The 26,134-nt window shown below is 73.4% G+C and carries 22 protein-coding genes; 7 read left to right on the top strand and 15 right to left on the bottom strand.

Annotated elements, in window-relative coordinates:
• Positions 1–61: 61 nt before the first annotated feature.
• The 5 genes from ACFQRF_RS03415 to ychF all read right to left on the bottom strand — a co-directional run bounded on the left by ACFQRF_RS03415 (position 62) and on the right by ychF (position 9,154).
• On the bottom strand, positions 62–2,542 hold the full coding sequence (locus ACFQRF_RS03415; RefSeq protein WP_379868683.1) for an ATP-binding protein: 2,481 nt from the start codon (positions 2,540–2,542) through the stop codon (positions 62–64).
• Positions 2,543–2,671: 129 nt separating this feature from the next.
• A complete protein-coding gene (locus ACFQRF_RS03410) occupies positions 2,672–6,226 on the bottom strand; it encodes a TcpE family conjugal transfer membrane protein (RefSeq protein WP_379868682.1) in 3,555 nt (1,184 codons plus the stop codon).
• 12 nt (positions 6,227–6,238) lie between these two features.
• The gene (locus tag ACFQRF_RS03405; RefSeq protein ID WP_379868680.1) at positions 6,239–6,544 is read right to left on the bottom strand and encodes a hypothetical protein; all 306 of its coding nucleotides are present in this window, start codon (positions 6,542–6,544) and stop codon (positions 6,239–6,241) included.
• A gap of 114 nt (positions 6,545–6,658) precedes the next feature.
• Positions 6,659–7,657 (bottom strand): conjugal transfer protein, encoded by a 999-nt coding sequence (locus ACFQRF_RS03400; RefSeq protein WP_379868679.1) that lies wholly within the window; start codon positions 7,655–7,657, stop codon positions 6,659–6,661.
• 402 nt (positions 7,658–8,059) lie between these two features.
• Complete coding sequence (gene ychF, locus ACFQRF_RS03395; RefSeq protein ID WP_379868678.1) at positions 8,060–9,154, bottom strand: redox-regulated ATPase YchF; 1,095 nt, start codon at positions 9,152–9,154, stop codon at positions 8,060–8,062.
• 423 nt (positions 9,155–9,577) lie between these two features.
• Between ychF and ACFQRF_RS03390 the strand changes: the two genes are divergently transcribed.
• From ACFQRF_RS03390 to ACFQRF_RS03380, 3 genes are all read left to right on the top strand, one after another.
• Positions 9,578–10,540, top strand: a complete 963-nt coding sequence (locus ACFQRF_RS03390) for an FkbM family methyltransferase (protein ID WP_379868676.1) — start codon at positions 9,578–9,580, stop codon at positions 10,538–10,540.
• 171 nt (positions 10,541–10,711) lie between these two features.
• On the top strand, positions 10,712–12,106 hold the full coding sequence (locus ACFQRF_RS03385) for a DNA recombination protein RmuC (RefSeq protein ID WP_379868674.1): 1,395 nt from the start codon (positions 10,712–10,714) through the stop codon (positions 12,104–12,106).
• Positions 12,103–12,693 (top strand): DUF6542 domain-containing protein, encoded by a 591-nt coding sequence (locus tag ACFQRF_RS03380; protein ID WP_379868673.1) that lies wholly within the window; start codon positions 12,103–12,105, stop codon positions 12,691–12,693. Before ACFQRF_RS03385 ends, ACFQRF_RS03380 begins: the two co-directional genes overlap by 4 nt.
• Before the next feature lie 18 nt (positions 12,694–12,711).
• Here the strand turns inward: ACFQRF_RS03380 and ACFQRF_RS03375 are convergent, their stop codons facing one another.
• From ACFQRF_RS03375 to ACFQRF_RS03365, 3 genes are all read right to left on the bottom strand, one after another.
• The gene (locus tag ACFQRF_RS03375; RefSeq protein ID WP_379868671.1) at positions 12,712–12,978 is read right to left on the bottom strand and encodes an exodeoxyribonuclease VII small subunit; all 267 of its coding nucleotides are present in this window, start codon (positions 12,976–12,978) and stop codon (positions 12,712–12,714) included.
• Positions 12,975–14,201 (bottom strand): exodeoxyribonuclease VII large subunit, encoded by a 1,227-nt coding sequence (gene xseA / locus ACFQRF_RS03370; protein WP_379868670.1) that lies wholly within the window; start codon positions 14,199–14,201, stop codon positions 12,975–12,977. The genes ACFQRF_RS03375 and xseA overlap by 4 nt, the downstream gene beginning before the upstream one ends.
• A gap of 77 nt (positions 14,202–14,278) precedes the next feature.
• Positions 14,279–15,022, bottom strand: coding sequence for a DUF8129 domain-containing protein (locus ACFQRF_RS03365; protein WP_379868669.1), 744 nt, complete (start codon positions 15,020–15,022; stop codon positions 14,279–14,281).
• A gap of 322 nt (positions 15,023–15,344) precedes the next feature.
• Between ACFQRF_RS03365 and ACFQRF_RS03360 the strand changes: the two genes are divergently transcribed.
• The gene (locus ACFQRF_RS03360; protein WP_379868668.1) at positions 15,345–16,316 is read left to right on the top strand and encodes a 4-hydroxy-3-methylbut-2-enyl diphosphate reductase; all 972 of its coding nucleotides are present in this window, start codon (positions 15,345–15,347) and stop codon (positions 16,314–16,316) included.
• A gap of 90 nt (positions 16,317–16,406) precedes the next feature.
• On the opposite strand, the gene ACFQRF_RS03355 is transcribed toward ACFQRF_RS03360, so the two are convergent.
• The 3 genes from ACFQRF_RS03355 to ACFQRF_RS03345 all read right to left on the bottom strand — a co-directional run bounded on the left by ACFQRF_RS03355 (position 16,407) and on the right by ACFQRF_RS03345 (position 18,142).
• Entirely contained in the window at positions 16,407–16,760 is a 354-nt protein-coding gene (locus tag ACFQRF_RS03355; protein ID WP_379868667.1) for a hypothetical protein, read from the bottom strand.
• A 146-nt stretch (positions 16,761–16,906) separates the two neighbouring features.
• Positions 16,907–17,461 carry a DUF4245 domain-containing protein gene (locus ACFQRF_RS03350; protein ID WP_379868666.1) on the bottom strand — a complete coding sequence of 185 codons (555 nt, stop codon included), beginning with the start codon at positions 17,459–17,461 and terminating at the stop codon, positions 16,907–16,909.
• Positions 17,462–17,497: 36 nt separating this feature from the next.
• A complete protein-coding gene (locus tag ACFQRF_RS03345) occupies positions 17,498–18,142 on the bottom strand; it encodes a TetR/AcrR family transcriptional regulator (protein WP_379869031.1) in 645 nt (214 codons plus the stop codon).
• Positions 18,143–18,406: 264 nt separating this feature from the next.
• Between ACFQRF_RS03345 and glpX the strand changes: the two genes are divergently transcribed.
• The gene (gene glpX, locus ACFQRF_RS03340) at positions 18,407–19,432 is read left to right on the top strand and encodes a class II fructose-bisphosphatase (protein WP_379868665.1); all 1,026 of its coding nucleotides are present in this window, start codon (positions 18,407–18,409) and stop codon (positions 19,430–19,432) included.
• Between the two features lie 14 nt (positions 19,433–19,446).
• Here the strand turns inward: glpX and ACFQRF_RS03335 are convergent, their stop codons facing one another.
• Positions 19,447–20,265, bottom strand: coding sequence for an ABC transporter permease (locus tag ACFQRF_RS03335; RefSeq protein WP_379868663.1), 819 nt, complete (start codon positions 20,263–20,265; stop codon positions 19,447–19,449).
• Complete coding sequence (locus tag ACFQRF_RS03330) at positions 20,262–21,182, bottom strand: ABC transporter ATP-binding protein (protein WP_379868662.1); 921 nt, start codon at positions 21,180–21,182, stop codon at positions 20,262–20,264. Before ACFQRF_RS03330 ends, ACFQRF_RS03335 begins: the two co-directional genes overlap by 4 nt.
• Positions 21,183–21,310: 128 nt before the next feature.
• Here ACFQRF_RS03330 and ACFQRF_RS03325 point away from each other — a divergent pair, with 128 nt between their 5' ends.
• Together ACFQRF_RS03325 and ACFQRF_RS03320 are read left to right on the top strand one after the other, a co-directional pair.
• Entirely contained in the window at positions 21,311–21,901 is a 591-nt protein-coding gene (locus tag ACFQRF_RS03325) for a DUF1707 SHOCT-like domain-containing protein (protein WP_379868661.1), read from the top strand.
• A gap of 101 nt (positions 21,902–22,002) precedes the next feature.
• Positions 22,003–23,397, top strand: coding sequence for a class II fumarate hydratase (locus ACFQRF_RS03320; protein ID WP_379868659.1), 1,395 nt, complete (start codon positions 22,003–22,005; stop codon positions 23,395–23,397).
• A gap of 81 nt (positions 23,398–23,478) precedes the next feature.
• On the opposite strand, the gene ACFQRF_RS03315 is transcribed toward ACFQRF_RS03320, so the two are convergent.
• Together ACFQRF_RS03315 and ACFQRF_RS03310 are read right to left on the bottom strand one after the other, a co-directional pair.
• Positions 23,479–24,135, bottom strand: coding sequence for an aggregation-promoting factor C-terminal-like domain-containing protein (locus ACFQRF_RS03315; protein ID WP_379868658.1), 657 nt, complete (start codon positions 24,133–24,135; stop codon positions 23,479–23,481).
• 425 nt (positions 24,136–24,560) lie between these two features.
• Positions 24,561–26,114, bottom strand: coding sequence for an alkaline phosphatase D family protein (locus tag ACFQRF_RS03310; RefSeq protein WP_379868656.1), 1,554 nt, complete (start codon positions 26,112–26,114; stop codon positions 24,561–24,563).
• Positions 26,115–26,134: the final 20 nt, after the last annotated feature.

The raw sequence follows: 26,134 nt of genomic DNA, 5'->3' as shown, positions 1-26,134 counted from the left end.
GTGGCGGGGGTGGACGGGCCGGGTGGGCGGCCCGAGGTTGGTGGGTTTCCCGGGTGTGGGTTCATGGCCGCAGCTCCTGCCCCGTGCCGACCAAAGCAGCATCCTCCTCGGCGTCATCAGCGTCGGGCCGTTGTCTCGTGGGGTTGGTGTCGAGCCACCTGAGCAGTTCCTCCGACACCAGGTCGACGGCGATGCGTCCGGCGCGGCCGTCGAGGTCGCGGAAGATGCACTCGCCGTTGCCGAGATTGCGAAGCATGGCGCGGTGTTCCTCCGAGGGGTCGACCCCGAGCAGCGCCATGACGTTGTCGACCTCGACCCGTTCGGAGGAGCGGAAGGCGAACACCGAGGACAGGCAGTTGGTGACCTGTTCGTTCAGGAGGTCGCCGGCGTTCTGGCTGACGAGGATCAGCGCCGTGTTACGTGAGCGGCCCATCCGGGACACCTCCGGCACGAGTTTGGCGCCCTCCGGGGTGGAGGTGACCGCCCACGCCTCGTCCAGGAAGATGGCCTTGGGCAGCCTGCGGTCCAGGCCGTTCATCAGCCGCCGGGCGAACTGGCTGACCAGGTAGAGCAGGGCGACGCTGAGTCGCTGCTCGTAGCTGTAGTCGTCCCGCTGGATCGCGGAGTCGGGCAGTGTGAGGCCGCCGAGCGTGAACACGGTGGTCCAGCCCTCGCTGTCGACCTGGTGCTCGCCCTGCGGGTCGAAGCACAGGCTCGCCAGCCGCATCTCCGACATCGACCGCAGCACCGCGCCCAGGTTGCGCGACGCCGGGTCCGACGACGACTCCAGGTAGTCGACCACCTTGGCGAGGCTGGGCCGCGGCTGGTTGGCGACCGCCGCGACCGCCTGGATCATCGCCGACTCGCGTTCCTCGCTCATCCGCGGGAGCAGCAGCCGCAGCGTCTCCGTGGCCATCGTCTTCTTGGTGGGGAGGTCGTCCCCGAACCCGAACGGGTCCAGCAGCCCCGGTTCGGCCGAGCCGAGCGACATGACGCGGGCGCGCCGGCCGCGGCGGCGGAGCAGGCGGACCAGCGACTCCGCGTCGCCCTTGGGGTCGATGGCGGCCACGGTGACGCCGCGCAGCGCGAGCTGGTAGATGAGCAGCAGCGCGAGCGTCGTCTTGCCCCCGCCCGGTTCGCCGGTGATCGCGATGGCCGTGGGGCGGTTGCGGGCGGCGGCGACCATCGGGTCGAAGTGCACGATCGAGCGGGCCCGCCCCAGTGTCTCGCCGACGTACGGGCCGACCCAGCCGGCCCCCGAGGAGTCGGGCCGGTCGCCGAGTTCCATCGTCGCGGTCGGCATTCCGCCGGCGATGGTGCGCAGCGGCTGGCGCTGCGCGTAGGCGTTCAGCCGGATCCGGTCGCCGGGCAGCGACTCGCAGAACAGCGAGAACTGGTCTCCCGTGGAGTTGACCACGTCGATCCCGATGTCGCGGTAGTGCTCGACGACCGCCTCGACCCGCTGCACCAGCAGGTCCTCGGTGGGGGCCGACACCATCAGCCGGTGCCAGCCGTACACGAACGGCAGCCGTTCCTTGGTGATGCCGTGTTCCAGCATCCGCGCCGCGTCGATCTGCTCGGCCAGCGCGAGCGGCGCCTCCACCCCCGCCTCCCGGATGTGGGCGTCCATGTCCCGGGCGTGCGCCAGCTTGCGGCCGACGTCCTTGCTGGCCTTGGCCGGCGGGACGAGCTTCATGCGCAGCGACGCCTCGACCGGGAACGGGAGCGCGTCGCTGTAGTGCAGCCACGGCTCGCCGTCGGGGAACGGCATCAGGTCGGGGAAGCGGGAGAAGGAGAGGTGTGCGACGTAGGTGGAGCCGGTCGGCTGCTCCAGCCGCAGCATCGACCGCCCGTTGTGGATGACGCCCTCGACGAGCGCCTCGATCTCCCCGCGGCCCCACGTCCGGCGGCCGGCGGCGGACCGGCGGGGCTCCTCGATGGTGCCGGTGACGGCGTGCCGGATCAGCCACGCGAGCTGGGTGGACGTGGCGTGGCGGGCGTGCAGCGAGCTGGCGGCGAGCGCGCGGCCGAGCCGTTCGGCCTGCTCGGTCCACCGGGCGATCTCGCGGGCGTCGATGGCGTCGTCCTCCAGTCCGAGGACCTGTTCGGTGCGCTGGTAGGCGCCGAACAGCTGCGCGAACACGCCTTGGGAGAGCTGGGCGCGCACCCCGCGCTGCCCGAGCCGGACGCCGAGGTAGACCTCCTTCGTCCAGAAGTCCTTGGCCCAGACGTGCCGGTACATCTCGTCGAGGTAGTCGTACCAGCCGGGCCCGGAGTCGGAGGTGCGGTTCAGCCGGGTGGCCCATGACGCGGCCGGGTAGGTGCGGTGCGCGACCCGCAGGTGCACCTCGGCGTCGTTCATCCGGATGGCGGCGAGCGCGATGGTGATGTTCGTGGCGAGGGCCTCGCGCTCTTCGGGGGTGGCGAACTCGTACGACACGGTGGGCAGCCGGAAGTAGGCCCACGCTTCGGTGTCGCTGAGCAGGATGCGGTCGTCGAAGTAGCGGACCGCCAGTCTGGTGGCGCCCCTGCTGCCGTTCATTGGCTGCCCTCCCACGGGGTGTGCTGGAGCTGCGTTGTTCCGGCTGTGCTCACGGGGTGCCGCACCGGGGTCGCCCGGCACCCGCCCTGGATCGTCCCGCCGCCCCCGGCCGGCCGGGCCGTCGCCCGGTCACCTCCGCACCTCCGACGACGTCCGGGGGCCGGAGGTCCCGGTCCCGGTGAAACCCGACATGAGCACCCCGCCGAGGGCGGCGTGCGCCCGCCGGGTGGTGGCCCGCAGCGCGGCGGTCTCGCCGACATCGACGACGCCGCGCGCCGTGGCGAGATGGTCGTCCCACGGCACCCGCACGATGGCGCGGCATCGGCCGCGCGCCACCTGTTCGGCGGCGTCGACGTCGGCGAGGCTGCGCTTGCTCACCCCGTTGACCACCATGACGGCCTTCGCTCGCAGGTGGGCGTATCCGTGCCCGTCCAGCCACTCGAAGGTCATCGCGACCGCGCGGGCGGCGTCGGCGCTGGCCGGCGCGACCAGCACGAGCGCGTCGGCGATCGGCAGCGCGCGCGCGACGCCGGTGGCCGCGGGGTCGAGCAGGGTGACCTCGTAGAACCGTTCCAGCAGCCCGGTGAGACCGGCGTAGTCGCGGTCGTCCAGCGTCTGCACGTACGGGTCGTCCAGCGTGGCGACGACCTCCAGGCCGGAGCTCGACTGCGACGTGTAGCCGCGCATGGCGAGGTAGCCGTGCACGTCCTCGGCGTTGGCGAGCAGGGAGGTGAGGGTCTCCGGGGTCTCGGTGCGGATCCGGCGGGACAGCGCGCCGGCGCCCGGGTTGACGTCGACCGCCACGACGCGCCCGTCGCGGTGCGCGGCGAGGGTGTGGCCGAGCATCAGTGTGGTGACGGTCTGGCCGGCCCCGCCGGTGCAGCCGAGTACGACGATGCGGCGGGTGCCCTCGAAGCGGCTGCGCAGCCGGTCCAGGTCGGCGGGGGGCAGCTCGGACCGCGACGCGGCGGTGTTGCCACCGGTGACCACCCGGGCCAGCCGCCGCCAGCCGCGGGTGCCGCCCGGCGGTGAGGGGACGGCGGGGGGCTGTGGGGCGGCGTCGGCGGCGGGCCGCTGGTCCGGGTCGCGTCCCGGCGCGTCGGTGCGGGGGACACCCGGGACGTCGGCCGGGGACACGGCGGTGCCGTCGTCCGGCACCACCTGGATCCGCCCGGTGAGCACCTCCTGCTCTCCGGTGCCGTGGTCGAGCTCCAGACCGGGCTTGGCGGTGGCCTCGTGCTCCGGCGGCCGTGGCCCGGCGGTCTCGCCGCCGGAGGCACCGGATCCGCCGGAGGCGGGAGCGAACAGCTGCCCGAGCTTACGGGTGTTGCGCGCCACGCGTTCGAAGGCGCCCGGCTCGCGGGCGGACTCGCCGGCCGGAGCGGCACCGTTCTGTTCGGCCACCGGCCCCGGAGCGGAACCGGCGGTCCGGGCCTCGTCTTCCGGCCCGCCGGCCCGCTGCTCCGGGCTCGCGGCGGCGTCCGGCGCTTCGACGCCGTGGGATTCGGCCATGGCGGCGTTCTCGGCCGCCGCGGCGGCGGCGCGCGGCGTGGCGTCCGCACCACGCCGCCGGAGGAAGGCGGCCCGCTCGGCGGCCTGCAGCTCGCCGAGTGTCATGCGGGGTCCCGGTTCGGCGACGTCGGTGAAGCTCTCGTGTTCTCCGGTGCCGTGGTCGAGTTCCAGGGGTGGCTTGGCCGGGATCACCAGCGCCGACGCGGGGCCGCCGTCCCGGCCCGGCAGCGGGGATGGATCGCCCGGGTGCCCGGCGTCCGGAGCCGCCGGGCCGTCCGGGACGGCGGCTTCGGGTTCCCGCCCGGACGGAGCGCCACGGCCCGGCGGGCGCGGCTCGCCGCTCGCGTCGTCTTCCGGCTGCGCGGGTCCCTCACTGGACGTGGTGGCCGCACCGTGCCCCGTGGCGCCGCCCTGCCCCTGGCCGGGCGCGTCGACGCCGGGCGCGAAAGCGTCCGCTTCCGGCGGTGCGGTCCACCCGGCGGGACCGGTGGCGGACGTGCCGTCGGCAGGGTGCGAAGAGGCGGCTCCGGTCGTGTCGGGAGCCGCCTCCGGCGCGGCGGGGACCGCGGGGCCGGGGTCGGGGAAGTCGGCCGGTGCGGCGGCTCCGGGGGGCAGAGAGGACAGATCGGTCGACTCGGCCGGGCCCGTGGTGGGCCGGGAGTCGGCGAGGCCGTTGGCCACAGCGGTTCCGTCCTGCTGCGCCGGGCCGTCCGGAGCGACCGCCGACAGTTCCCACGGTGCGGCGTGCGGGCGGGGACGCTGCCGGCCGGAGGGCCGCTGCTCGTGCGCCTCGTCCGGGGTGGCGGGTGCGCCGAGTCCACGGGCCGGTTCCACGGCCGGTGGTTCGGCGGCCGCGCGCTCGCGCTGGAGGCGGCGGGCGACCTCGGCCCCCTGGGCGCGCCCGCGCAGCCGGCGCTGGGCCTCGCGGCCGCGCCACGGGTCGCGCTCCGGGGTCGGCTCGTGCCCGGACGCCTCGGCGCGTTGACGTGCGACGACCCGTTCGCGGGGGGTGGTGATGTCGCCGGGAGCGGTCAGCATGCCGACGTCGGGCGCCTCCGGGCCGGGCGTCCCGGCGGGCCGCGACCGCGCCTGAGGCACCTCCGCGTGCCCACTGCCGGGCGCCGGTGCGGCCATGATCTCCTCGGCCCGCCGCCGGGCCGCGACCCGCTCGCTCTCCGCGGTGTCCGGGGCGGTGCCGGTGCTCTCGGCCGGGTACGGAGGCGGCGGCCCGCCCGGAGAAGGGCGCGCCGCCGACAGCCAGGGGTTCGCGTCGGCGCGTGGCCGGGCGGCGTCCGCGGGGTCGGGGTCGGCGTCCGCGTCACCGGGCGTCGTGGGGGCGGGGGGAGCCGGCAGCATGCTCGGCGCCTCTTCGCGGCGCTTCACGGTGCCGAGTTCGCCCCGGGCGGCCGCGGGCCGCGCACGCTCGGGGACCGCGTCCTCTGCGGGACGCGGCAGTGCGAACCCGAAGTAGTTGAGGACCCGCAGCCCGATGGAGCGTTTCGCGGGGACCTGCTCCGTCGCGGCGCCGACGGCCGGCTGCGGGGGGACGGTCTCGGCCGGCGCGGGGGCGCGCTCCGCGGGCCCGGGGGGCTGCTCCGTGGGGGCTGCCGCCGCACGGACCGCCTCGTCGGTCCCCACGGGCTCGGGAGCCACGGGTTCGGGAGCCGCGGGCCGGGCGTCCGCGCGCTCAGGATCCGCCGACTCGACCGGCCGCGCACCGGCCCGTCCGGGCGCCACGGCCGTCGCGCGCCGGGCCGCGAGGCGCACTTTCGTACGGTGCACCTCGGGCAGCGGCCCGGCCGCCGGGTCGCGGTGCCAGACGCGGGCCGTCACGGTGATCTCCGCGGGCTCGTACTGGGGGGCCAGCCGGGTGTACACCCGCGCCTCGGCGAGGTAGCGCCCCTGGGAGAGGAGCAGTTCGGTGAGGCGCTTGCCCTCGATGACGGGCCGGGTCATGAGGAAGGCGATGACGAACGGGGGGACGATCCACAGGACGTGCCACGGCGTGTGGAACGGCACGCCGATGATGCTCATCAGCACCATCCACACCAACGTGACGCCCAGCCAGACACCGAACGTGACCAGCGGAAGCGGCGTGGGCAGCCGGAAATCGTACAGCTTGTACAGCCGCTTCTCGATCCGCCAGATGTTGGTGTACGTGGGCAGGTCCACGTCCCGGCCCTCCTACTCGGTCGTCACGCCCATGGCCCGCGCGATCGCCACCGCGATGACTTCGATGATCCCCGGCACGTAGAAAACGATTCCGATGAAGATCGCCAGAATGATGAACTGCGCGAACCGCGTGATCTCCCGGGTGAAGAGGAAGAAGATCGCGACGATCGACACGATCACGAGAAACAGCGGCCCGAAGAATCCGCGCAGCCAGTCGGCCAGTCCCGAGGTATCCGGCCCGTCCACGCTCGCGGCCAGCACGACGGGGACCAAGGTATCGGCGGCGGCGTGCGTGACGCTGGAAAACAGGGGGAGCATCTAGCGTCCGCCCCCCTGAGGCTCAGATCTCAGCTGCATGTTCTGTCACGTCTCCTTACTGGTGCCCACGCCGGGTCGGTTCTGGTCATCGAGTCGCCGGGCGTCCGGGCCTGCTCAGTCGAACGAGTTCGGGGCGCCGTGGATGTCACGGACGTACCAGTTTTCGCCTTCCCTGACGACGGTCAACTGGTAGCTCTGGGCGAGTTCGGCGGCGTTGTCGGCGTTCTCCCCTCCGGCGAGCCGCCACACGACGGTGGCGCGGACCTGCCGGGTGTCGGCGGAGCCCGCGCCCGCCGCCGAGGGGACGGTGAGGTCGCGCAGGTCGGCGAACTCGACGGTGCCGGCCGGCAGCGCGGCGACCTCGGCGTCGGGCTCAAGGTAGCGGGAGAGGTGTTCGGGGGTCTGCGCGTACGCCTCGAAGAAGCCCTCCAGGATGGGTTCGAGCTCGTCGCGGGCGTCCACGTCGCTCTCGACACCGGGCGCCTCGGGGAGTTGCGCCCGGCCGGGCGCGGCGAGCAGGGCCGGCTGCCCCGAGACGACGAGGGCGGCGCCGCCGTCCTCGGCGTAGACGGGCACGTCCAGACTCACCGGCTGGCCGTTGACGTCGGCGCTGAGGGTGACGACGGCGTTGTTGTCGTCTTGGGCGTCGACCGCGATGACCTCGATGTTGTCGCCGGTCAGCTCGCCACCGGTGATGTTGAGCGATGTCGCGCGCCCCTCGGGGAGGAAGGCCGCCAGGGCGTCGGCGCGCTCGTTGCCACCGCCGGGCGCGGAGTTGAGGTAGACCTCCGCGAACCGGACGGCGAACGCGGCCGCGGCGGTCTGCGGGAAGTCGACGGTGTCGGCCGGCTCCGGCTCCCTGGGGTCGGGCTGGGCCAGGCCGGAGCGGAGCGGCTGCCACACCCCGTTGAAGAGCACGACGAGGATGAAGGCCCACAGAAAGGCCCGCCCCACCCACACCCACCAGCGCCCGCCGGCACCGGCGCGCGGGCGCCGCGGCCGGCCGCGCTGCCGACCGGTGTCGTGCGCACCGTCCGCCCAGCCGCCGGCCGCCGGGACGGCGGCGTCGTCCGGCATGGCGGCGCCCCGCCCCGAGGTCGACTTGCGAGCCATCGCGCCTCCATCCACACCCGAGCCTGCCCAGGGGCACCCAGATCGTGCGTTCCCGGCCACGCGGCGCCGTCTACGTTCCCGGCCACGCAGCGCCGACTACGTTCCCGGCCACGCAGGCGTTGTTTCCCGCGGCCTGTCTACCCCATCCTCTATGGTGCGGCATGACCCGGGATCTCCATGGCTATTACGCGATCGTGTTTTCCTCCGGCCCGTTTTCCACCGGCTCGTACCGGACTGCCACAATGCCGCGTCGAGGCGCATGGGACCACGAAGCGGGACAATGAGGCAAGGTCACCGCCGGTTTTGCGGGAGGCCCGGAAAGGAGGAATTCGCTGATCAGTTAGCCAAGTGTGGCGCGGAGGCGCTGGTCGGCCCGGCTTTCGCGGGTGACGAAAGAGTCACCTACACGTTGAAGCGGAACTCCACCACGTCACCGTCGTGCATGACGTAGTCCTTGCCCTCCATCCGGACCTTGCCCGCGGCCCGCGCGGCCTGCGTGTTCCCGGCTTCGACCAGGTCATCGAAGGACACCACCTCGGCCTTGATGAAGCCGCGCTGGAAGTCCGTGTGGATGACGCCGGCGGCCTCCGGAGCCGTGGCTCCCTTCCTAATGGTCCAGGCACGGGCCTCTTTCGGGCCGGCCGTAAGGTAGGTCTGCAGGCCAAGTGTGGCGAAGCCAACACGCGCCAGCTGGGCGAGACCGGACTCGCTCTGCCCCATGGATTCGAGCAGCTCCGCCGCCTCGTCGTCGTCCAGTTCGGCCAGCTCGGCCTCGATCTTGGCGTCCAGGAAGATCGCCTCGGCGGGCGCGACGAGGTCCGAGAGCCTCTTGCGCAGTTCCTCGTTGGCCAGTTCATCGGAGTCGAGGTTGAAGACGTAGATGAACGGCTTGACGGTGAGCAGGTTCAGCTCCCGGAGGTCCGCGAGGTCGATGCCGGCCGCGGGCCCCCCGGTCGAGAGCGCACGCCCCTCGTTCAGGACCTCCTGTGCCGCCTCGGCCGCGGCGGCGAGCCGCTGCCGGTCCTTGTCCTTGGCGTTGGTCTTCGCCTCCTTCCGCAGCCGAGGCAGCGCCTTCTCCAGTGTCTGCAGGTCCGCGAGGATGAGCTCGGTGTTGATGGTCTCGATGTCGCGGCCGGCGTCGATCTCGCCGTCGACGTGCGTGACGTCGGGGTCGGCGAACGCCCGGATGACCTGGCAGATGGCGTCGGTCTCGCGGATGTTGGCGAGGAACTGGTTGCCCAGCCCCTCCCCCTTGGAGGCGCCGCGGACGATGCCGGCGATGTCGACGAAGCTGACCGTGGCCGGGATGACCTTGGCCGACTCGAAGATCTCCGCCAGCTTGCGGAGCCGGGAGTCGGGCACACCCACGACTCCGATGTTGGGCTCGATGGTGGCGAACGGATAGTTCGCGGCCAGAGCGTCGTTCTTGGTCAGCGCGTTGAACAGCGTGGACTTGCCGACGTTCGGCAGGCCGACGATCCCGATAGAGAGACTCACGGAGTTCGAGTCTAGGGCGGTGACGGGAATGTGTCGGTGGCGAGTCGCTCCCGGCGGCGTGCGGCGGATGACGCGAGGCGCTGCCGCGTCGGACGATTCGGTGACACGACGGTGATCTTTGGATGAAATGGCCCGCGTTCCGCCAGGGTGCGCGGGTACCGTCGTTACACCGCGGAACGGCCCGGGTTCCGTACGTGTCCGAACAGGGACGATCCGGACACGATCCGTATCTACTGCCTCGGCGGTGCCTGCAGTGCTGACAGTTGACCGCTTTCGCCGTGTACGCCGTGCTCGCCGCTCCGCCGGCCGCGCTCCCGCCGACCGTGCCGGCGGCGCCGGCCGGATCGGCCGGACGCCGGTCCGGCCGCGTTCGGGTCGGCCCCGGGCGCACGGAATCCGTGTCTGCCACCTTGGGGGCTTTCAGTGGTACCTGACCAGGTACGCGCGTTCGTCCGGCGTCATCCCACAGTCCGGCGCGCGGCACGACGGATCCGCATGCACCTGCCGGAACGGCTGGGCGGCATCAATCCGGACCGACTACCACCGAACATCAGACGATTCGAGCTCGCACTGCCGGTTCGCGATGGCGGCTCTCCGATCGGGCCGCCCACGCTGACCGTCCGCTCGCCGGGCGAGCTCTGGGTGGCCAAGCGCCTGGCCGAACGCGGCCTCGCGGGCTACGAGCCCGAGACGCTCGCCTGTTTCCTGGCCGCCCTGGAGCACGGCCGCCCCGGCGCGGTACTGGACGTGGGCGCCAACATCGGGGTCTACGCGGCGCTCGCCGCCGCCCGCACCTACCGCGACGTCTACGCGTTCGAGCCCACCCCCGACGTCGCGGCGACCGCCCGCGCCATCGCGGCCGACAACGAACTCGGCTTCCGGGTCGAGGAACTGGCCCTGAGCAACCACAGCGGAACGGCCACACTGCGGCTGTCCGCGACGACCGACGCCTCCAACTCGCTGGCCGAGGGCTTCCGCCGCGAGGTGGGCCGGATACCGGTACGGCTGGACACCCTCGCGCGCTGGCGGGAGCGGGCCGGGGTGGTGCCCGCGGTCATCAAGATCGACACCGAGACCACCGAGCCGGACGTCATCGCCGGCGGTCTGGAGGTCCTGCGCCGGTTCCGGCCGTGGGTCTTCTGCGAGGTGCTGCCGGACCGCGGCGTCGAGGAGCGGCTGATGGCGCTTCTGGAGCCGCTCGACTACGGCTGGTACCACCTGTCCGGCGCGACGCCCTACCCCCCACGCCCCGAGATCACCGGCCGCGGCTACGGATCCCGTGACCGGATGTGGATGTTCGCGCCCGAGCCCCCCGCCCCCGGTTTCTGGCGCGCGGCGGACAACTGGCGGAGCGCGATCGACGCCTGCCGGCCGCCCACGGGCTGACCTGCCGGGTCGCCCGGCGCCGGCCCCGGTCTCCCGTCCGTCCGGGCGGAACGGCGGCCCGGACGGGCCACCGTTGCGCTCGGGCGGATCCCCGAATCCGGCGGCACGACGCGCCGGCCGCCGCGCGTGGCGATTCCCGCGCCGCCCCCCGGGTTGAGAGCATGGGCCGCTATGGACGGCCTCAACCTGATACTCGTACTGCTGGTGGGAGTCGCGCTCGGCACGCTGGTCGGCTGGATGCTCGCCAGGGGCCGCGAGGCGGAGTCGCGCGCCGACGCCCGCGCCGCCGAGGAGCGCGCGGCCTACATCGAGGAACAGCTCGCCGAACGCTTCCGGGCACTCTCGGCGCAGGCCCTGGACGCCACCAACCAGCGCTTCCTGGAACTCGCCGAAGGCCGGCTGCGCGCGGCCAACCAGGCCGCCGGTCACGAACTCGACCAGCGCCGCCAGGCCGTCGAGCACCTGGTCGCGCCGCTCAAGGAGACCCTTGCCCGGGTGGAGGTCCAGCTCCGCGAGGTGGACGCCGGGCGGCGGGCCGCGCACGCCGAACTCGCCAAGCAGGTGGAGTACGTCCGCGAGGGCTCGGAGCGGCTGCGGGACCAGACCCAGGCACTGGTCACCGCGCTGCGCCGCCCGGAGGCGCGCGGGCGGTGGGGCGAGCTGCAACTGCGCCGGGTGGCCGAACTGGCCGGGATGGCCGCCCACTGCGACTTCGAGGAGCAGGCGAGCGCCGAGACGCCGGACGGCGTCCGGCGGCCGGACATGGTGGTGCGGCTCGCCGGCGGCAAGAGCATCGTCGTCGACTCGAAGGTGTCGCTCGCCGCGTACCTGGAGGCGGTGGAGAGCGACGACCCCGGCCACGCCTCCGCCCGGCTCGACGCGCACGCCCGCCACCTGCGCACGCACGTCGACCAGCTCGCGGCGAAGTCGTACTGGGCGGCGTTCAGCCCCGCACCCGAGTTCGTCGTCCTGTTCATTCCGGGCGAGGCGTTCCTGGCCCCGGCGCTGGACCGGGACCCCGGCCTGCTGGAGTACGCGATGGCCAGGCGGGTGCACATCGCCACCCCGACCACGCTCATCTCCCTGCTGCGCACCGCGCAGTACGCGTGGCAGCAGGAGGCCCTGAGCGCGAACGCCCGGACGGTGTTCGAACTGGGCAAGCAGTTGCACGGGCGGCTGGCCACCCTGGGCGGGCACGTCGACGGTCTCGGCCGCGCCCTGACGCGGACGGTCACCGCCTACAACCAGACCGTCGGCTCCCTGGAGAGCCGGGTCCTGGTGACCGCCCGCAGGTTCAGCGAACTCGGGCTGGCGGATGAGGAGCTGGACGCGCCGGAGGGCGTCGGGGAGCAGGCGCGCCCGCTCACCGCCCCGGAACTCACCTCGCGCGGCGGCGCGCAGGACGGCCTCCTGGACGGCGGCCCGGCGCCGCGGGAGGACGCGGACGACCGCCGGGACGACGTGCGCGTCCGGTTGTACGGCTCCGCCGTCAACGGCGGGGGTACCGACACAGAGGCCGGGGAGGATCCGGATTTCGCCGCCGAAGTGACACACTGGACGCGGTGAGGCGGCTGAAGGAGCACACGGTGATCGCGACCCACGACGCGGACGGCACCCCGGTCCCACGCGATACGGCTCACTCGCCCCGCGGACGGCGCCGCCCGCAGCGCGGGCGCTCCGCACGGCCGGCCACGGTCTCCCGGCTCCGGCTGACGGCGCGCGGCGCGATCCTCGCCCTGGTGCTCGCCACGTTCGGCGCCGCGTTGCTGGAGCGGCTGGCCGGCGTGCCGTCGGCCACGAGCATCACGTTCGTGGTGGTGTGCGTGCTGGCGGCGTTCCTGGTGCGCCCGGGCGACCTGCTCGCGCTCGCGGTGAGCCCGCCGCTCGGCTACTTCACCGGTGTGCTGGCGGCGGAGGCCGTCCTCACCCTCGGCAGCGACGGTTTCGTGCGCGCCGTCCTGATCGGCCTGGCGACCCGGCTCGCCGACATCGCGCCGTCACTGTTCCTCGGCACCGGGATCGTCCTGGCGATCACGGCGTTCCGGGGACTGCCCGCCAACATCCGGGAGCTCGGCGACGAGCTCAGCGGCCGTCCGGCCCGCCGGGGCCGGGACTCCGGCCGCCGGGGCCGGACGGACTCCGCGGCCTCCTGAGACGCGGCGGCCCGTCGGCTAGAACGGCGCCTCGGCCGGCCCGTTCTCCTCCGCCGGCTCCTTCTCGGCGAGAGCGACGGCCAGCTTGGCGCGGGCGCCCTCCAGCCACTCCTCACAGACCCGGGCCAGCCGCTCGCCGCGCTCCCACAGGGCGAGGGAGTCCTTGAGCGAGAGCCCCCCGGACTCCAGCTGGCGGACGACCGCGGTGAGCTGCTCGCGGGCCTCCTCGTAGCCGAGTTCGGGTTCGCTCGGTCCGGCGCCGCCGGTGTCGTTGGTCGCTGTCATGCGTCCCCCTCCTGGTCGATCCTGTCGCCGGCGGTCACGGTGATGCCGTCCTCGGCGAAGCGCACCCGCAGCGTCTCCCCGGTGGTGACCTGCTCGGCGGAACGCACCACCGTGCCGTCGGAGCGCTGCACGACGGCGTAGCCACGGGCCAGCGTGGTGGCCGGCGACAGCGCGCGCAGCCGGGCCCGGGTGTGGGCGAGGTCGTCCTCGGCGCGGGTCACCGCCGTGTCGACGCACCGTCGGGCGCGGTCCCGCAGGCCGGCGACCTGCTCGGTGAGCCGGTCGATCTCGCGCAGCGGGCTCGCCAGCACCGGGCGGGACCGCATGCCCGCGAGCCACGCCTCCTCGCGCGCGATGCCGCCGAGGATGACCCTGCGGCCGCGTTCGCGCAGCTGCCGCACGAGCTCGAACTGTTCTCCGACGTCGGGCACCACCCGCTTGGCCGCGTCGGTGGGGGTGGAGGCCCGCACGTCGGCCACCAGGTCGAGCAGCGGGTTGTCCTGCTCGTGCCCGATCGCGCTGACGACGGGGGTCCGGGCGGCCGCGACCGCGCGCACGAGGGCCTCGTCGGAGAACGGCAGCAGGTCTTCCAGCGACCCGCCGCCGCGGGCGATGACGATGACGTCGATCTCCGGGTTCCCGTCGAGATCCTTGAGCGCGTTCGTGACCTCGCCGACGGCGCGGTCCCCTTGCACCGCCACCTCCCGGACCTCGAACCGCACCGCGGGCCAGCGCCGCCGGCCGTTCTCCAGGACGTCGCGCTCGGCGGCCGAGCCGCGGCCGCAGATCAGCCCGACGGCGCCCGGCAGGAACGGCAGCCGCCGCTTACGGGAGTCGGCGAAGAGTCCTTCGGCGGCGAGCGTGCCGCGCAGTTGCTCCAGCCGGGCCAGCAGCTCGCCCAGCCCCACGTGCCGGACTTCCAGGGCCAGGAGCGAGAAGGTGCCCCGGGCGACGTAGAAGTCGGGCTTGGCGTGGACCACCACGCGCGCCCCGGCCTGCGGGGCGGGGGCGACCGCCTCCAGGACCCGCACCGGGCACACGACGCGCACCGACACGTTGGCGACGGTGTCGCGCAGCGTCATGAACGCCGTGCCGCCGCGGCGGTTCAGCTCGGCGATCTGGCCCTCGACCCAGATCCGGCCGAGCCGCCCGATCCAGCCGCCCACCGCCTGGAGGACGACGCGCACCGGCTGCGGTGACTCGGCGGAACTCTGCATCCCCATATCTGTCGAGCCTAGAGGAGGATGCCGACACACCCGGGCCACCCCGCCGCTGCCGCCCCGGCCAGGCGACCGGCCCGCTACTCGGCGGCGGCCTCCGACTCCAGCTTGGCGATGCGGTTGCCGTACATGCGGAGGAACTCGGGGCGGTCGGCGTGCGCCGCCTCGTAGTCCCGCAGCGCCCGCACCTGGTCGATGGTGAGTTTGCGGAGCCGGGCACGGACGGAGGGCAGCGTGAGCTCGTCGTAGTTGGGCACCGGCAGCTCGGCGGCGGATGACGGCTCCGCGGTCGTGGCGTCGGCGGTCTCGGCGGCGGTGGCGGCCCGCTCCGGGGTCTCGGCGGCGGGCTCGTCCCGCTCGGCGGCCTTGGCGGCGGCGACCGCGTCGACGAAGACGGAGCTGTCGGCGGCGACCGTCTCGGCGTTGGCGCTGGCGAGCTCCGCGGCGATCTCGGCCTTCTCCTCGGGCTTCACCAGCTCCTCGGCGGCCGTGGGCTCCGGGGCCGGTGCGGCATCGGCGGGGGTTCCGGGGGCGGCGGACTCGGGCCGCTCCCCGCCCGGCGCGGTCGTGCCGTCGGCCCGCTGCGGCGTGTCGCCGGCCGGCTCAGGGACGGCGGCGGGGGCAGCGGGCGCGGTGGACGGGGCGGGGGTGGCGGTCGCGGTCTCGGGGGCGGACGCGGGCGGAGCCGGGGTCTCGGCGGCGGGCTTCGCGGGCGTGCCGGCCCCGGTCGGCCGGAGCAGCCGATCACCGGCCTGCCGGGCTCGCCGGCTCAACGTGGCGAAGACGCGCCGGACCTTCTCGGAGATCTTGCTGGCATTCGACATGGGACTCGGGGACTCCTGCTGCTGGCGGTCGGGGGTGTGGTGCGGCGCGCCTCCTCGGGACGGCGAGGGGTCGGCTGCCCGGAACGTGCGAACCGCTGGCACGGCGCTGTTTCGTTTCGCAGATAAGCCAGAATAGGGGAGTTTCTCGCGCTCGCGGAGCTTGTGAAGCCCGGTCTTCGCCAGTTCGGAAGCGGGGTGAGGCCCGCGCGTTACCGCAGCGCCGCCCCGCCCGGCGCGACGCGTGCGCCGGGCCGGTCCTCCCGCCGCCGGGGGCGCCCCCGCACCGGACCGCGCCCCCGGTACAGGCCCTACCATGGGTGCCATGACTGCGACGAATCGCCGCCGTGTCCTGCTCGCCAAGCCTCGCGGCTACTGCGCCGGGGTCGACCGCGCCGTCGTCACGGTCGAGAAAGCGCTGGAACAGTACGGAGCGCCCATCTACGTGCGCAAGCAGATCGTGCACAACACGCACGTCGTTCGCACGCTGGAGGAGCGGGGCGCCATCTTCGTGGAGGAGACCGACGAGGTCCCCGAGGGCGCCATCGTCGTGTTCTCCGCGCACGGGGTCTCCCCCATGGTGCACGAAGAGGCCGCCCAGCGGCGGCTGAAGACCATCGACGCCACGTGCCCGCTGGTCACCAAGGTCCACAAGGAGGCCAAGCGGTTCGCGGCCGAGGACCGCGACATCATCCTCATCGGCCACGCCGGCCACGAGGAGGTCGAGGGCACCAGCGGTGAAGCGCCCGAGCACATCCAGGTCGTCGACGGCCCGGACGAGGTCGACAAGGTGCGGGTGCGCAACCCCGACAACGTCTCGTGGCTGTCGCAGACCACGCTCTCGGTGGACGAGACCAACGCCACGGTCGACGCGCTGCGCCGGCGCTTCCCCAACCTGCTGGACCCGCCCAGTGACGACATCTGCTACGCCACCTCCAACCGCCAGGCCGCGGTGAAGGAGATGGCGGCGGAGTGCGATCTGGTGATCGTCGTCGGCTCCGACAACTCCTCCAACTCGGTGCGGCTGGTCGAGGTGGCCCTGGAGGCGGGCGCCGGCGCCGCGCACCTGATCGACAACGCCTCCCTCATGCAAGAGTCCTGGCTGGAGGGCGTCGGCACGGTCGGCGTGACCAGCGGCGCCTCGGTGCCGGACATCCTGGTGCAGGACCTGCTCCGCCGGCTCGCCGAGTACGGCTTCGACAGCGTGGACGAGGTGGAGACCGCCCAGGAGAGCCTGACGTTCTCCCTGCCGAAGGAGCTCCGCCGCGACCTGCGCGCCGAGGCCGTCGGCTCCTGACACCGCGCGGCGCGGCATGCGCCGGCGCGGACTGCGGACCACGAAGGCCGCCGCCCCACGGGGCGGCGGCCTTCGCCCGGTCATCGCCGGTCAGCCGTTGTCGGCCAGCCGGTCCCGGATCGCGTCGGTGGCCGTGCCCGCCGGGTCCTGGACGGCCTGCTCGGCCGTCTCCACATAGCCGCCGGCGGCCTCCTGGAACTGCTCCTGGGCGGCCGCCGCGGGGTCGGCGTAGGCCTCCTGGGCCGCGGCGGCGGTCTCCTGCATTCCGGCGGTCGCCTCCTGGAACTGCTCGCCGTAGTGGTCGCCCGCGACCTGGGCGATGTCGCCGGCCGCGCCTCCGGTGAGGCCGTCGGCTCCCTGGACCGCCGTCTCGACGGCCCCACCGGCGGTCTCGGCCGCGTCACCGAACAGGCCCTTGAACCAATCGACAATCTCGCTGAACACCTGGTATCAACTCCGTGCTGGGACGCCCTGATCGCGCCCTGGGGTCGTGGACTCCCAGGTGTACCCGAGGAAACCTCATGGGCACGTTAAATCGCGCCGAAATCGCGCCGGCACGCCGGGTGACGGAGCCCACGGCACCGGCCCGGTCAGCCGCCGTCGGGGCGCAGCGACGCCGCGAGTTCCGCGAGCTCCGCGTAGTCCGAGCTGCCCGAGACGACGACGGTGGCGTCCCCGTCCCGCAGCACCAGGGCCCGGTGGTCACCGGCCGCGTTGACGTACCGGTCCCAGGTGCTGCCGGCCACCTCCGCCGTGCCGTCCGGCTCGCCGTTCTCCGTGGCGGTGGCCACGAACCGCTCGTGCGGTGCGTCGCTGATGGCCAGCTCGGCGTGCCGGTCGGCGGGGGTCGCGAAGCCCAGGGTCCAGGAGACGGGCGCGGTGGGCTCCTCGCCGGGCAGCGCCCCGCCGGTGTCCAGGAGGGTGCTGGTGGGCACCCAGCCCTCGGGCACCTCCTCCGGCGCGTACGTGGTGTAGGGCGCGACGTCCCGCAGCGCGATCAGGTCGGCCGTGTAGTCGACGCTCGGGATGTGCTCTCGGGTGCGGCCGGCGACCACGAGGGCCATGGCCAGGACGATCAGCACCACGATCCCCAGTGCGGCGGCGTACCCGCCGAACGTGGCGTTGGCGCGGTTGTAGGTGCTCATGCGGCACCGCCCGGGGTCGCCGGGGCGCGGTGCGCGTCAGTCGGTCTGCTCATCGTGACCAGCTTGCCGCAGCCACGGTGGGCGTTCCGGCCGGGGTGGCCTGCGGGCCCGTTCCAGGCCGCCCAGGATCTCGATCACATCGTCGGCGAGCCGGCGCGCGGCGTCGTGGTCGTCGCGTCGCACGACCTCGCCCACGGCGACCAGCATGGCGCCGCTCACCACCATGAGCAGCGCCTCGTCGACCGGCTCGTCGGCCTTGCGGAACAGCGCCACGTTGCGGTCGGTCCACGCGCGCAGCTCGTCGCGCATGGCCGCGTCGAAGCCGGGCGGGCCGTCACCGCTGAAGAACAGCCACGCGGTCTCGCGCTCCTCGATGCAGCCCTCCAGGTAGGCGCGCGCGGCCGTGTTCATGAGCCGTGTGGGATCCGTCTCACCCGCCGCACGGGCGCGGGCCGCCGCGTCGCGGGTGCGCTGCTGCTGGCGGCGCTGGAACTCGGCGTACAGGGCCGTGAACAGGTCGGCCTTGCCGGTGAAGTGGTGGTAGAGGCTGCCGACGCTGGCGCCGGCCTCGGCGACCACCTCGCTGACCCCGGCCCGGTCGAACCCCACCGTCCGGAAGACGCGCTCCGCGGCGTCCAGCAGCGCCCGGCGGGTGGCCGTGCCGCGCGGTGACACGCGCACCGTCCGCTCGGCGCCGTCCGGGTCCCCCACGCCCGCCGGGTCCGCTGTGATCCCGGGGTCCTCCGTGTGCTCCGGCCGTTCCGCGTCCACCGCGCTCCTCCCCGTGGCCTCGTCCCCCGGCTCGCCCGTGACCGGGGCGGCTCGGGTCGAGGGTACGCCAGCTGGCTAACCTGGACGCAGCCGCCGCGGGCGGCCGGGTGGCGCAGAGTCGCGCCCGTGACCCACCAGGCGAGCGCAGTCGAGCCGTCGTTCGAAAGGCTGAAGATGACCACTCCCACCGCGCCCGTGCCGACTCCCGCCGACGCTCCCGACCGCAACCTCGCCCTCGAACTCGTCCGGGTCACCGAGGCGGCCGCACTCGCCGCCGCGCGCTGGGTCGGCCGGGGCGACAAGAACGGCGCCGACGGAGCGGCCGTGCGCGGGATGCGGCACCTGATCAACACCGTCTCGATGACCGGCACCGTGGTGATCGGCGAGGGTGAGAAGGACAACGCCCCGATGCTGTACAACGGCGAGCGGGTCGGCGACGGTGGCGGCCCCGAGTGCGACGTGGCGGTCGACCCGATCGACGGCACCCGGCTGACCGCGATGGGAATGAGCAACGCGGTCTCGGTGATCGCGGTCAGCCCCGCCGGGTCGATGTTCGACCCGTCGGCGGTGTTCTACATGGAGAAGCTGGTCACCGGACCGGCCGCCGCGGACGCGGTGGACATCACGGCCCCGGTCGCCGACAACGTGCGAGCGGTGGCGGCGGCCAAGGGCGGCAGCCCGCAGGACGTCACCGTGGTGATCCTGGACCGGCCGCGGCACGCCGACATCGTGCGGGAGATCCGAGCGACCGGAGCACGGATCAAGTTCATCACCGACGGCGACGTCGCCGGCGCCATCATGGCCGCCCGGGCCGGCACCGGCGTGGACCTGCTGCTGGGCATCGGCGGCACGCCCGAGGGCATCATCGCGGCCTGCGCGCTCAAGTGCCTCGGCGGTGTGATCCAGGGCCGGCTGTGGCCGCAGGACGACGCTGAGCGGGCCCGCGCGGAGGCGGCCGGCCACGACCTGTCCCGGGTGCTGACCACGGACGACCTGGTCTCCTCCGACGACGTGTTCTTCGCCGCGACCGGCATCACCGACGGCGAACTGGTGGGCGGGGTCCGCTACGAGGCGGGCGGCGCGATCACCGACTCCCTGGTGATGCGCGGTCGCAGCGGCACCATCCGCAAGGTCCGCAGCGAGCACCGGCTCAGCAAGCTGGCCACCTACAGCGGGATCGACTTCAAGTCCGCGAGCTGACGGGCCCGGAGAGATCAGTCGATCAGTTTGCGTCGCATCTGGAAGACCGCCAGGCACCATACGATCGCGGCGAACGCCAGGATGGCGGCCAGGTGGCCGAGGTCGGCCGCGGGCCGCAGGCCGAACGCGGCGCTGCGCACCAGTTCCACGCAGTGGTACAGGGGGTTCAGCGCCGCGATGTTCTGTGCCCAGGCCGGCAGGTTGTCCAGCGGGAAGAACGTGCCGGCGACGAGGAACAGCGGGGTGATGAGCCCCGAGATGATGTAGTCCATGGTCTTCATCGACGGGACGACCGCCGACAGCCAGATCCCCAGCAGCGCGAAGCCGAACGCGGTGACCAGCGTGATCAGCGGGACCAGCAGCATGGTCGGCCGTGGGGGCAGGCCGAAGCCCATGGCGACGAGCAGCGGCGCGCAGGCGTAGCCACCGGCCTTGAGGGCGATCCACGTGGCCTCGGCGGTGACCAGCTCGCGCACGTCGACCGGCGCGGCCAGCATGCCCTCGTAGTAGTGCCGGAAGACCCGGCGCACGTAGGTGTCGATCAGGCCGGGGAACATCGAGCTGAACAGCACGGACATCGCGACGATGCCGGTGCCGATGAACTGGATGTAGTCGTAGCCGCCGACGGCGCCGACCAGTGAGCCGAGCCCGAACCCGAAGGCGAGCAGGTAGACGACCGGCTCCACCACGGCCGCGAACGTGGTCGGCCCCCAGCTGCGCCGGAACAGCGCCCACTCCCGCACGAGCACCCCGGCGACCGGTGCGAACTCGAACCGGCCCGGTTCCTTCGCTCCGGTGCGGCCCGCCGGGTCCGCCGTTCCCGGACCGGTCATTCCACCCGCTCCCCCGTGAGAGTCACGAACACGTCCTCCAGTGTGGCGGCCCGCGGCCGCCCTTCCCCGAGCCGGTCGCGCAGCGACGCGGGCAGTCCTTCGGCGCGGAGCACCGACAGGGTGGCGCCGGTCTGCCGGGTCGGGAACCCGGCCGTGCGGAGCACCTCGACCGTCGCCGTGGCACCGGCCGCCCGGATCGGGAACTCCTCGACCGAGCCTCCGGCGTAGCGGGCGATCAGGTCGGCGGGCCGGCCCCGGGTGACCACCCGTCCCCGGGCCATGAGCGCCACCTCGTCGGAGAGCCGCTCCGCCTCCTCGATGTAGTGCGTGGACATCAGCACCGTCACCCCGTCCTCCCGCAGCGAGCTGATGAGCCCCCACAGCTCCTGCCGGATCTGCGGGTCCAGGCCGACGGTGGGCTCGTCGAGCAGCACCAGCCGCGGCCGGTGCACCAGCCCTCGGGCGATGAGCAGCCGGCGCCGCATGCCTCCGGACAACCGGTCGGTCCGGGTGTCCCGCCGGTCGGTGAGGTGGGCGATGCGCAGCGCCCGCTCCACCGCCGCCGGCCGCTCGGCGCGCGGCACCCGGTAGAGGTGCGCGAACACCGCGAGGTTCTCGCGGACGGTCAGCTCCTCGTCCAGGTTGTCGTGCTGCGGGACGACCCCCATGGCCGCGCGGGCGCGTTTGGACTCGCGTGGGAGGGGGTGGCCGAGCACGGAGATCTCGCCGCTGTCCGCGCGGCTCTGCCCGGTGAGCAGCCGCATGGTGGTGGACTTGCCGGCGCCGTTCGGCCCGAGCAGCCCCAGCACGGTGCCGGCCGACACCTCCAGATCGAGGCCGTCGACCGCGGTCAGCGGCCCGTAGCGCTTCACCACCCCACGCAGTGATATCGCGGGGGGAGTGTCACTTCGGGGCATGTCAGTGGACTCTTCCAGCCGCGAGGAGGACATGGCATCAACCTACGGGGACGGCGCGAACGCCGCCAGCGGTTTGGGATCTTCGAAGCGCGGCGGTGACCGCCGGCCGCGCTGGGTACCGTGACCGTGTGGTCGAGGAAGTGCAACCGGAGCTGCTGCGAGCGTCGGACCGTGACCGGGACCGGGTGCTCGCGGTACTGCGCGCGGCGGCCGAGGACGGCCGCCTCGATCTCGGCGAGTTCACCGAGCGATCCGACCTGGCGCACCGGGCCCGGGTGCTCGGCGACCTCGCGCCGCTCACGGCCGACCTGCTGCCCGCCGATCGGCAGCCGGTCCGGCTGGTCTCCGCGCCGGTCCTGGCGTTGCTGCGCGGTGAGTCGCGGACCGGCCGCTGGGTCGTGCCGCGCCGGCAGGCGGCGTTCGCGCTGCTCGGCACGGCGCGGATCGATCTGACGGACGCCCTGCTGATGCGCGATCGCGTCCGGCTGGACGCCTCCGCCGTGTTCGGCCGGATCGAGGTGCGGGTGCCCGAGGGCGTGCGGGTGCGGATGCGCGGCCGGTCGTTCCTCGGTCTGCGATCCGACTCGACCCGGCCGTCCCGGCTGCGGGACGCCCCCGTGCTGGAGGTGGACGGATTCACGCTGTTCGGCGCGGTGCGGGTGACCTCACCGCGCCGCCGGCTGCCGTGGTGGGGCCGCCGACGGCGGGAGCTCGAATAGCGCCCGCGCCATGGCGCCGCGTGGCAGGTCGGGGTGCCGACAGCGGCTCCGGCCGCCATCTGGCAGTCTTGGACCAGGTTCCCTGGAGGTGTCTTTCAGCAATGAGTGAATTCCGCGTCGAGCACGACTCGATGGGCGAGGTGCAGGTCCCCGTCGAGGCGAAGTGGCGGGCGCAGACCCAGCGCGCGGTGCAGAACTTCCCGATCTCGGGCCAGGGTCTGGAGCACGCGCACATCGCGGCGCTCGGCCACATCAAGGCCGCGGCGGCGAAGGTCAACGCCGAGCTGGGGGTGCTCGACGGCGACGTGGCCGAGGCGGTCCGCGAGGCGGCCCTGGAGGTCGCCGAGGGCCGGTGGAACGAGCACTTCCCGATCGACGTGTTCCAGACGGGTTCGGGCACGTCGAGCAACATGAACACCAACGAGGTCGTGGCGACCCTGGCGTCGGACCGGCTGGGCCGGCCGGTGCACCCGAACGACCACGTGAACGCCTCGCAGTCCTCCAACGACGTGTTCCCGTCGTCGATCCACATCGCGGCCACCTCGGCGGTGGTCAATGATCTGATCCCGGCGCTGGAGCACCTGGCCGGGGCGCTGGAGGCGAAGGCGGCGGAGTTCGCGACCGTCGTCAAGAGCGGGCGCACCCACCTGATGGACGCCACGCCGGTGACCCTGGGCCAGGAGTTCGCGGGGTACGCGGCGCAGGTGCGCTACGGCGTGGAGCGGCTGCGCGCGACCCTGCCGCGGGTGGCGGAGCTTCCGCTGGGCGGTACGGCCGTCGGTACCGGCATCAACACCCCGGAGGGCTTCGCGCCGCGGGTGATCGCCGAGGTCGCGCGGGCCACCGGTCTGCCGCTGACCGAGGCCCGCGACCACTTCGAGGCGCAGGGCGCGCGCGACGGGCTGGTCGAGCTCTCCGGGCAGCTGCGGACGATCGCGGTCGGCTACGTCAAGATCGCCAACGACATCCGCTGGATGGGCTCGGGCCCGCGCACGGGGCTCACGGAGATCTTCCTGCCCGACCTGCAGCCGGGCTCCTCGATCATGCCGGGCAAGGTCAACCCGGTGCTGTGCGAGGCGATGCTCCAGGTGGCGTCGCAGGTGGTCGGCAATGATGCCGCGGTCGCGTTCGGCGGCTCGTCCGGCAATTTCGAGCTGAACGTTCAGCTGCCGCTGATCGCCCGCAACGTGCTGGAGTCGATCCGGCTGCTCGCGAACGTCTCCCGGGTGTTCGCCGACCGGTGCGTCTCGGGCATCGAGGCCAACGTGGAGCGCTGCCGTGAGTACGCGGAGTCCTCGCCGTCCATCGTGACGCCGCTGAACCGCTACATCGGCTATGAGGAGGCGGCCAAGGTGGCCAAGCAGGCGCTGGCCGAGCGGCGGACGATCCGCGAGGTCGTCATCGACCGCGGCTACGTCGCCGACGGCAAGCTCACCGAGGCGGAGCTGGACGACGCCCTCGACGTGCTGTCGATGACGAACTCCGACCGCGGGTAACCGGCCCGCACGCTCCGACGGCCGGCGCCCCTTCCGGGGCGCCGGCCGTCGTCGTTCGCGGGGCCGGGCGGCGTGCCGGCCTCAGTACCAGCCGTTCGCCTGGGAGTGCGCCCACGCCTCGCAGGGCGAGCCGTAGCGGTCCTCGATGTAGCCGAGCCCCCACTCGATCTGGGTGGCCGGGTTGGTCCGCCAGTCCGAGCCGGCGGTCGCCATCTTGTCCCCCGGGAGCGCCTGCGGGATCCCGTAGGCGCCGGAACTGGGGTTCTGGGCGCTCGGGTTCCAGTTGCTCTCCTTCTCCCAGAGCGGCTCCAGGCAACCACTGAACTGGTCCTCGCCCCAGCCGAAGTCGGCGAGCATCGCCCTGGCGATGTCCTTGGGGTCGCCGGTGGGGGCCGGGGCGGAGCCGGAGCCGCCGTCGGACTCCTCCGGCTCCTCCTCCTTCTCCTCCTCCTCGACCGAGCCGGTCCCCTGGGCGAAGGCCGCGGTGAGCGCCTGCTCCCGCCGGTCCTGCGCTTCCGCGAGCTGGGCCTCGCGCTCTTCGGGGCTGGTCTGGTCGGTCTCGGGGAAGAACGGCTCCTCCGGCTCGTCCGCGGCCGGTGTGGGCCGGGCCGCGGCCGGTGTGGTGTCGGGCTCCCCGGTGTCGTCGGCGAACGCGGAGACGGCGAAGGTGGCGCCGGCCACCATCGCGGCCGAGCCGACCGCCGTGGCGACCCGCAGGGAAATCCGGTTGAGTAGCAAGAAGTGCCCTTCCGCCAGTCGCGCACCCAGCGACGCGCGCGGTCGACCGCACCCCCGGTCTCACACAGGTCAGGAACGCGACGGGCGGGTGAAGGTGGGCGGACGCTGGCCGCCTGCGTCGCTGGAGATCCGCACACGCGGCTGTTGGGGCCGTCGACAGGGGGCCGCCGCGCGATGGGGGTCTTTCAGATCGGGACCCACCATGCCGCAAGATCACGGACCCGTAACACCCATTTTGATATGCCGTAAATCACATCACGGTCCGTAAAAGCCCCGAAATACCGCTGACCACGCAAAACGCCATAGACCCCTCCGGCGGCTCCTGGGCCACGCGGCCGGCCGGGGTGCCCTCGACACGCCGGCGCCCGTGCGGCGGGTGCCGCACGGGCGCGGGCAGTGGTGGAGGCCGGGCCTGCGGGGCGCGGTCAGCGGCCGGCCGGGGCCAGCGACTTCCGCCACAGCGAGCGGCCGTCGATGTCGCGCAGGTCGACGGTGAACCGCTTGCTCTCCGGGTCGATCTCCACCTCGCCGAAGTGCTGGAAGCCCTCCATCGGCGAGGTGTTCGCCCGCGGGGGCGCGTTGACGAACACCGCCTCCGGACCGAAGGTCGGGTCGAGTTCGTTGGGGCCGAACGCGCCGGCGTGCAGCGGGCCGGACACGAACTCCCAGAACGGCTCGAACTCCTGGCTGCTCGCACGGTCCGGCGAGTAGTGGTGCGCGGCCGTGTAGTGCACGTCCGCCGTCAGCCACACGACGTCCTTGACACCACGGCGGTGCAGGGCGTGCAGCACCCACTGGATCTCCGCCTCGCGGCCGGCCGGCGCGCCCGGCCGGCCGTTGGCGACGGCCTCGATGGCGCTGCCGTCCGGCACGATCAGGCCGATCGGCATGTCGGAGGCCACGACCTTCCAGGTGGCCTTGGAGGCCGCGATGGAGTTCACCAGCCAGCGCGCCTGGCGCTCGCCGAGGATGCGCTCGTACTCCGCGGTCCCGTCGGAGTTCGGGTCACGGTAGGTGCGCATGTCGATGACGAACACGTCGAGGTCCGGACCGTAGGAGATCCGCCGGTAGATCTTGCCGTCGACCGTCTCCCGCGGCAGGATCGGCTGCCACTCGTGGAAGGCCCGCTGCGCCCGGCGGGTGAGCACGTCGACGTCGCGCTCGGTGTAGGGCCCCTCCGGCAGCGTCTCGCCCGGGAACCAGTTGTTGGTGACCTCGTGGTCGTCCCACTGCACGATCTGCGGCACGCGCGCGGAGAACGCCCGCAGGGCGTCATCGGTCAGGTTGTACGCGTACTGCCCGCGGAACTCCGCGAGCGTCTCGGCCACCTTGGACTTCTCCTCGGTGACGATGTTGCGCCAGACCCGGCCGTCGGGCAGGGTGACCGACTCGGTCAGCGGGCCGTCGGCGTAGACGGAGTCGCCGCTGTGCAGGAAGAAGTCCGGGTCGCGCTCGGCCATCGCGTCGAAGATCCGCATGCCGCCGAACTCCGGGTTGATCCCCCACCCCTGTCCGGCGACGTCCCCCGACCACACGAACCGGACCGGCTCGCCGCCACGGCCGGTGGTGCGGAATCGCCCCTCGACCACCTCGCCGGCGACGCGGTCGGCCTCGGCGTGCACCCGCAGGTACACCTGCTGGCCCGCGGGCAGGCCGGTGATGCGCACCTTGCCGGTGCCGTCGCTCGCGGGGGTCAGCTCCGGCCCGCGGATCGTGCGGGATCGCCGGAAGTCGGGACGGCTGGACACCTCGACCACCATGCGCGCGGCGCGGTCGGCACGGGTCCAGATCACGGCGCCATCGCTGCGGGGGTCGCCGAGCTGGATGCCGTGGGTGAGGACGGGACGGTCCTTGCCGCGGGCCAGCGCGGGGGCGCCGGCGAAACCGGTGGCGGCCGCGGCGCCGAGCCCCACGGCTCCGGCTCGCAGCAGGGTCCGCCGGGTCAGGTTCGGGGCGGACGGCTCGGCTGTCTCGGTCACGGGGACTCCTAACGCCTGGT

Origin of the sequence: Marinactinospora rubrisoli (genome assembly GCF_042664915.1) — a bacterium.
Taxonomy (GTDB): domain Bacteria; phylum Actinomycetota; class Actinomycetes; order Streptosporangiales; family Streptosporangiaceae; genus Marinitenerispora; species Marinitenerispora rubrisoli.
Note: the sequence above shows the minus strand (reverse complement) of the source record. Positions and strands in the feature narration are given on the sequence as shown.

What these genes read in the sequence shown, in the direction of transcription:
- ACFQRF_RS03375 (WP_379868671.1), bottom strand. Translation starts at nt 12,978, where the DNA reads ATGACAGCGACCAACGACACCGGCGGCGCCGGACCGAGCGAACCCGAA.
- glpX (WP_379868665.1), top strand. Translation starts at nt 18,407, where the DNA reads ATGACCACTCCCACCGCGCCCGTGCCGACTCCCGCCGACGCTCCCGAC.
- ACFQRF_RS03360 (WP_379868668.1), top strand. Translation starts at nt 15,345, where the DNA reads ATGACTGCGACGAATCGCCGCCGTGTCCTGCTCGCCAAGCCTCGCGGC.
- ACFQRF_RS03385 (WP_379868674.1), top strand. Translation starts at nt 10,712, where the DNA reads ATGGACGGCCTCAACCTGATACTCGTACTGCTGGTGGGAGTCGCGCTC.
- ACFQRF_RS03350 (WP_379868666.1), bottom strand. Translation starts at nt 17,461, where the DNA reads ATGAGCACCTACAACCGCGCCAACGCCACGTTCGGCGGGTACGCCGCC.
- ACFQRF_RS03330 (WP_379868662.1), bottom strand. Translation starts at nt 21,182, where the DNA reads ATGCCCCGAAGTGACACTCCCCCCGCGATATCACTGCGTGGGGTGGTG.
- xseA (WP_379868670.1), bottom strand. Translation starts at nt 14,201, where the DNA reads ATGGGGATGCAGAGTTCCGCCGAGTCACCGCAGCCGGTGCGCGTCGTC.
- ACFQRF_RS03320 (WP_379868659.1), top strand. Translation starts at nt 22,003, where the DNA reads ATGAGTGAATTCCGCGTCGAGCACGACTCGATGGGCGAGGTGCAGGTC.
- ACFQRF_RS03335 (WP_379868663.1), bottom strand. Translation starts at nt 20,265, where the DNA reads ATGACCGGTCCGGGAACGGCGGACCCGGCGGGCCGCACCGGAGCGAAG.
- ACFQRF_RS03400 (WP_379868679.1), bottom strand. Translation starts at nt 7,657, where the DNA reads ATGGCTCGCAAGTCGACCTCGGGGCGGGGCGCCGCCATGCCGGACGAC.
- ACFQRF_RS03405 (WP_379868680.1), bottom strand. Translation starts at nt 6,544, where the DNA reads ATGCTCCCCCTGTTTTCCAGCGTCACGCACGCCGCCGCCGATACCTTG.
- ACFQRF_RS03415 (WP_379868683.1), bottom strand. Translation starts at nt 2,542, where the DNA reads ATGAACGGCAGCAGGGGCGCCACCAGACTGGCGGTCCGCTACTTCGAC.
- ACFQRF_RS03365 (WP_379868669.1), bottom strand. Translation starts at nt 15,022, where the DNA reads ATGTCGAATGCCAGCAAGATCTCCGAGAAGGTCCGGCGCGTCTTCGCC.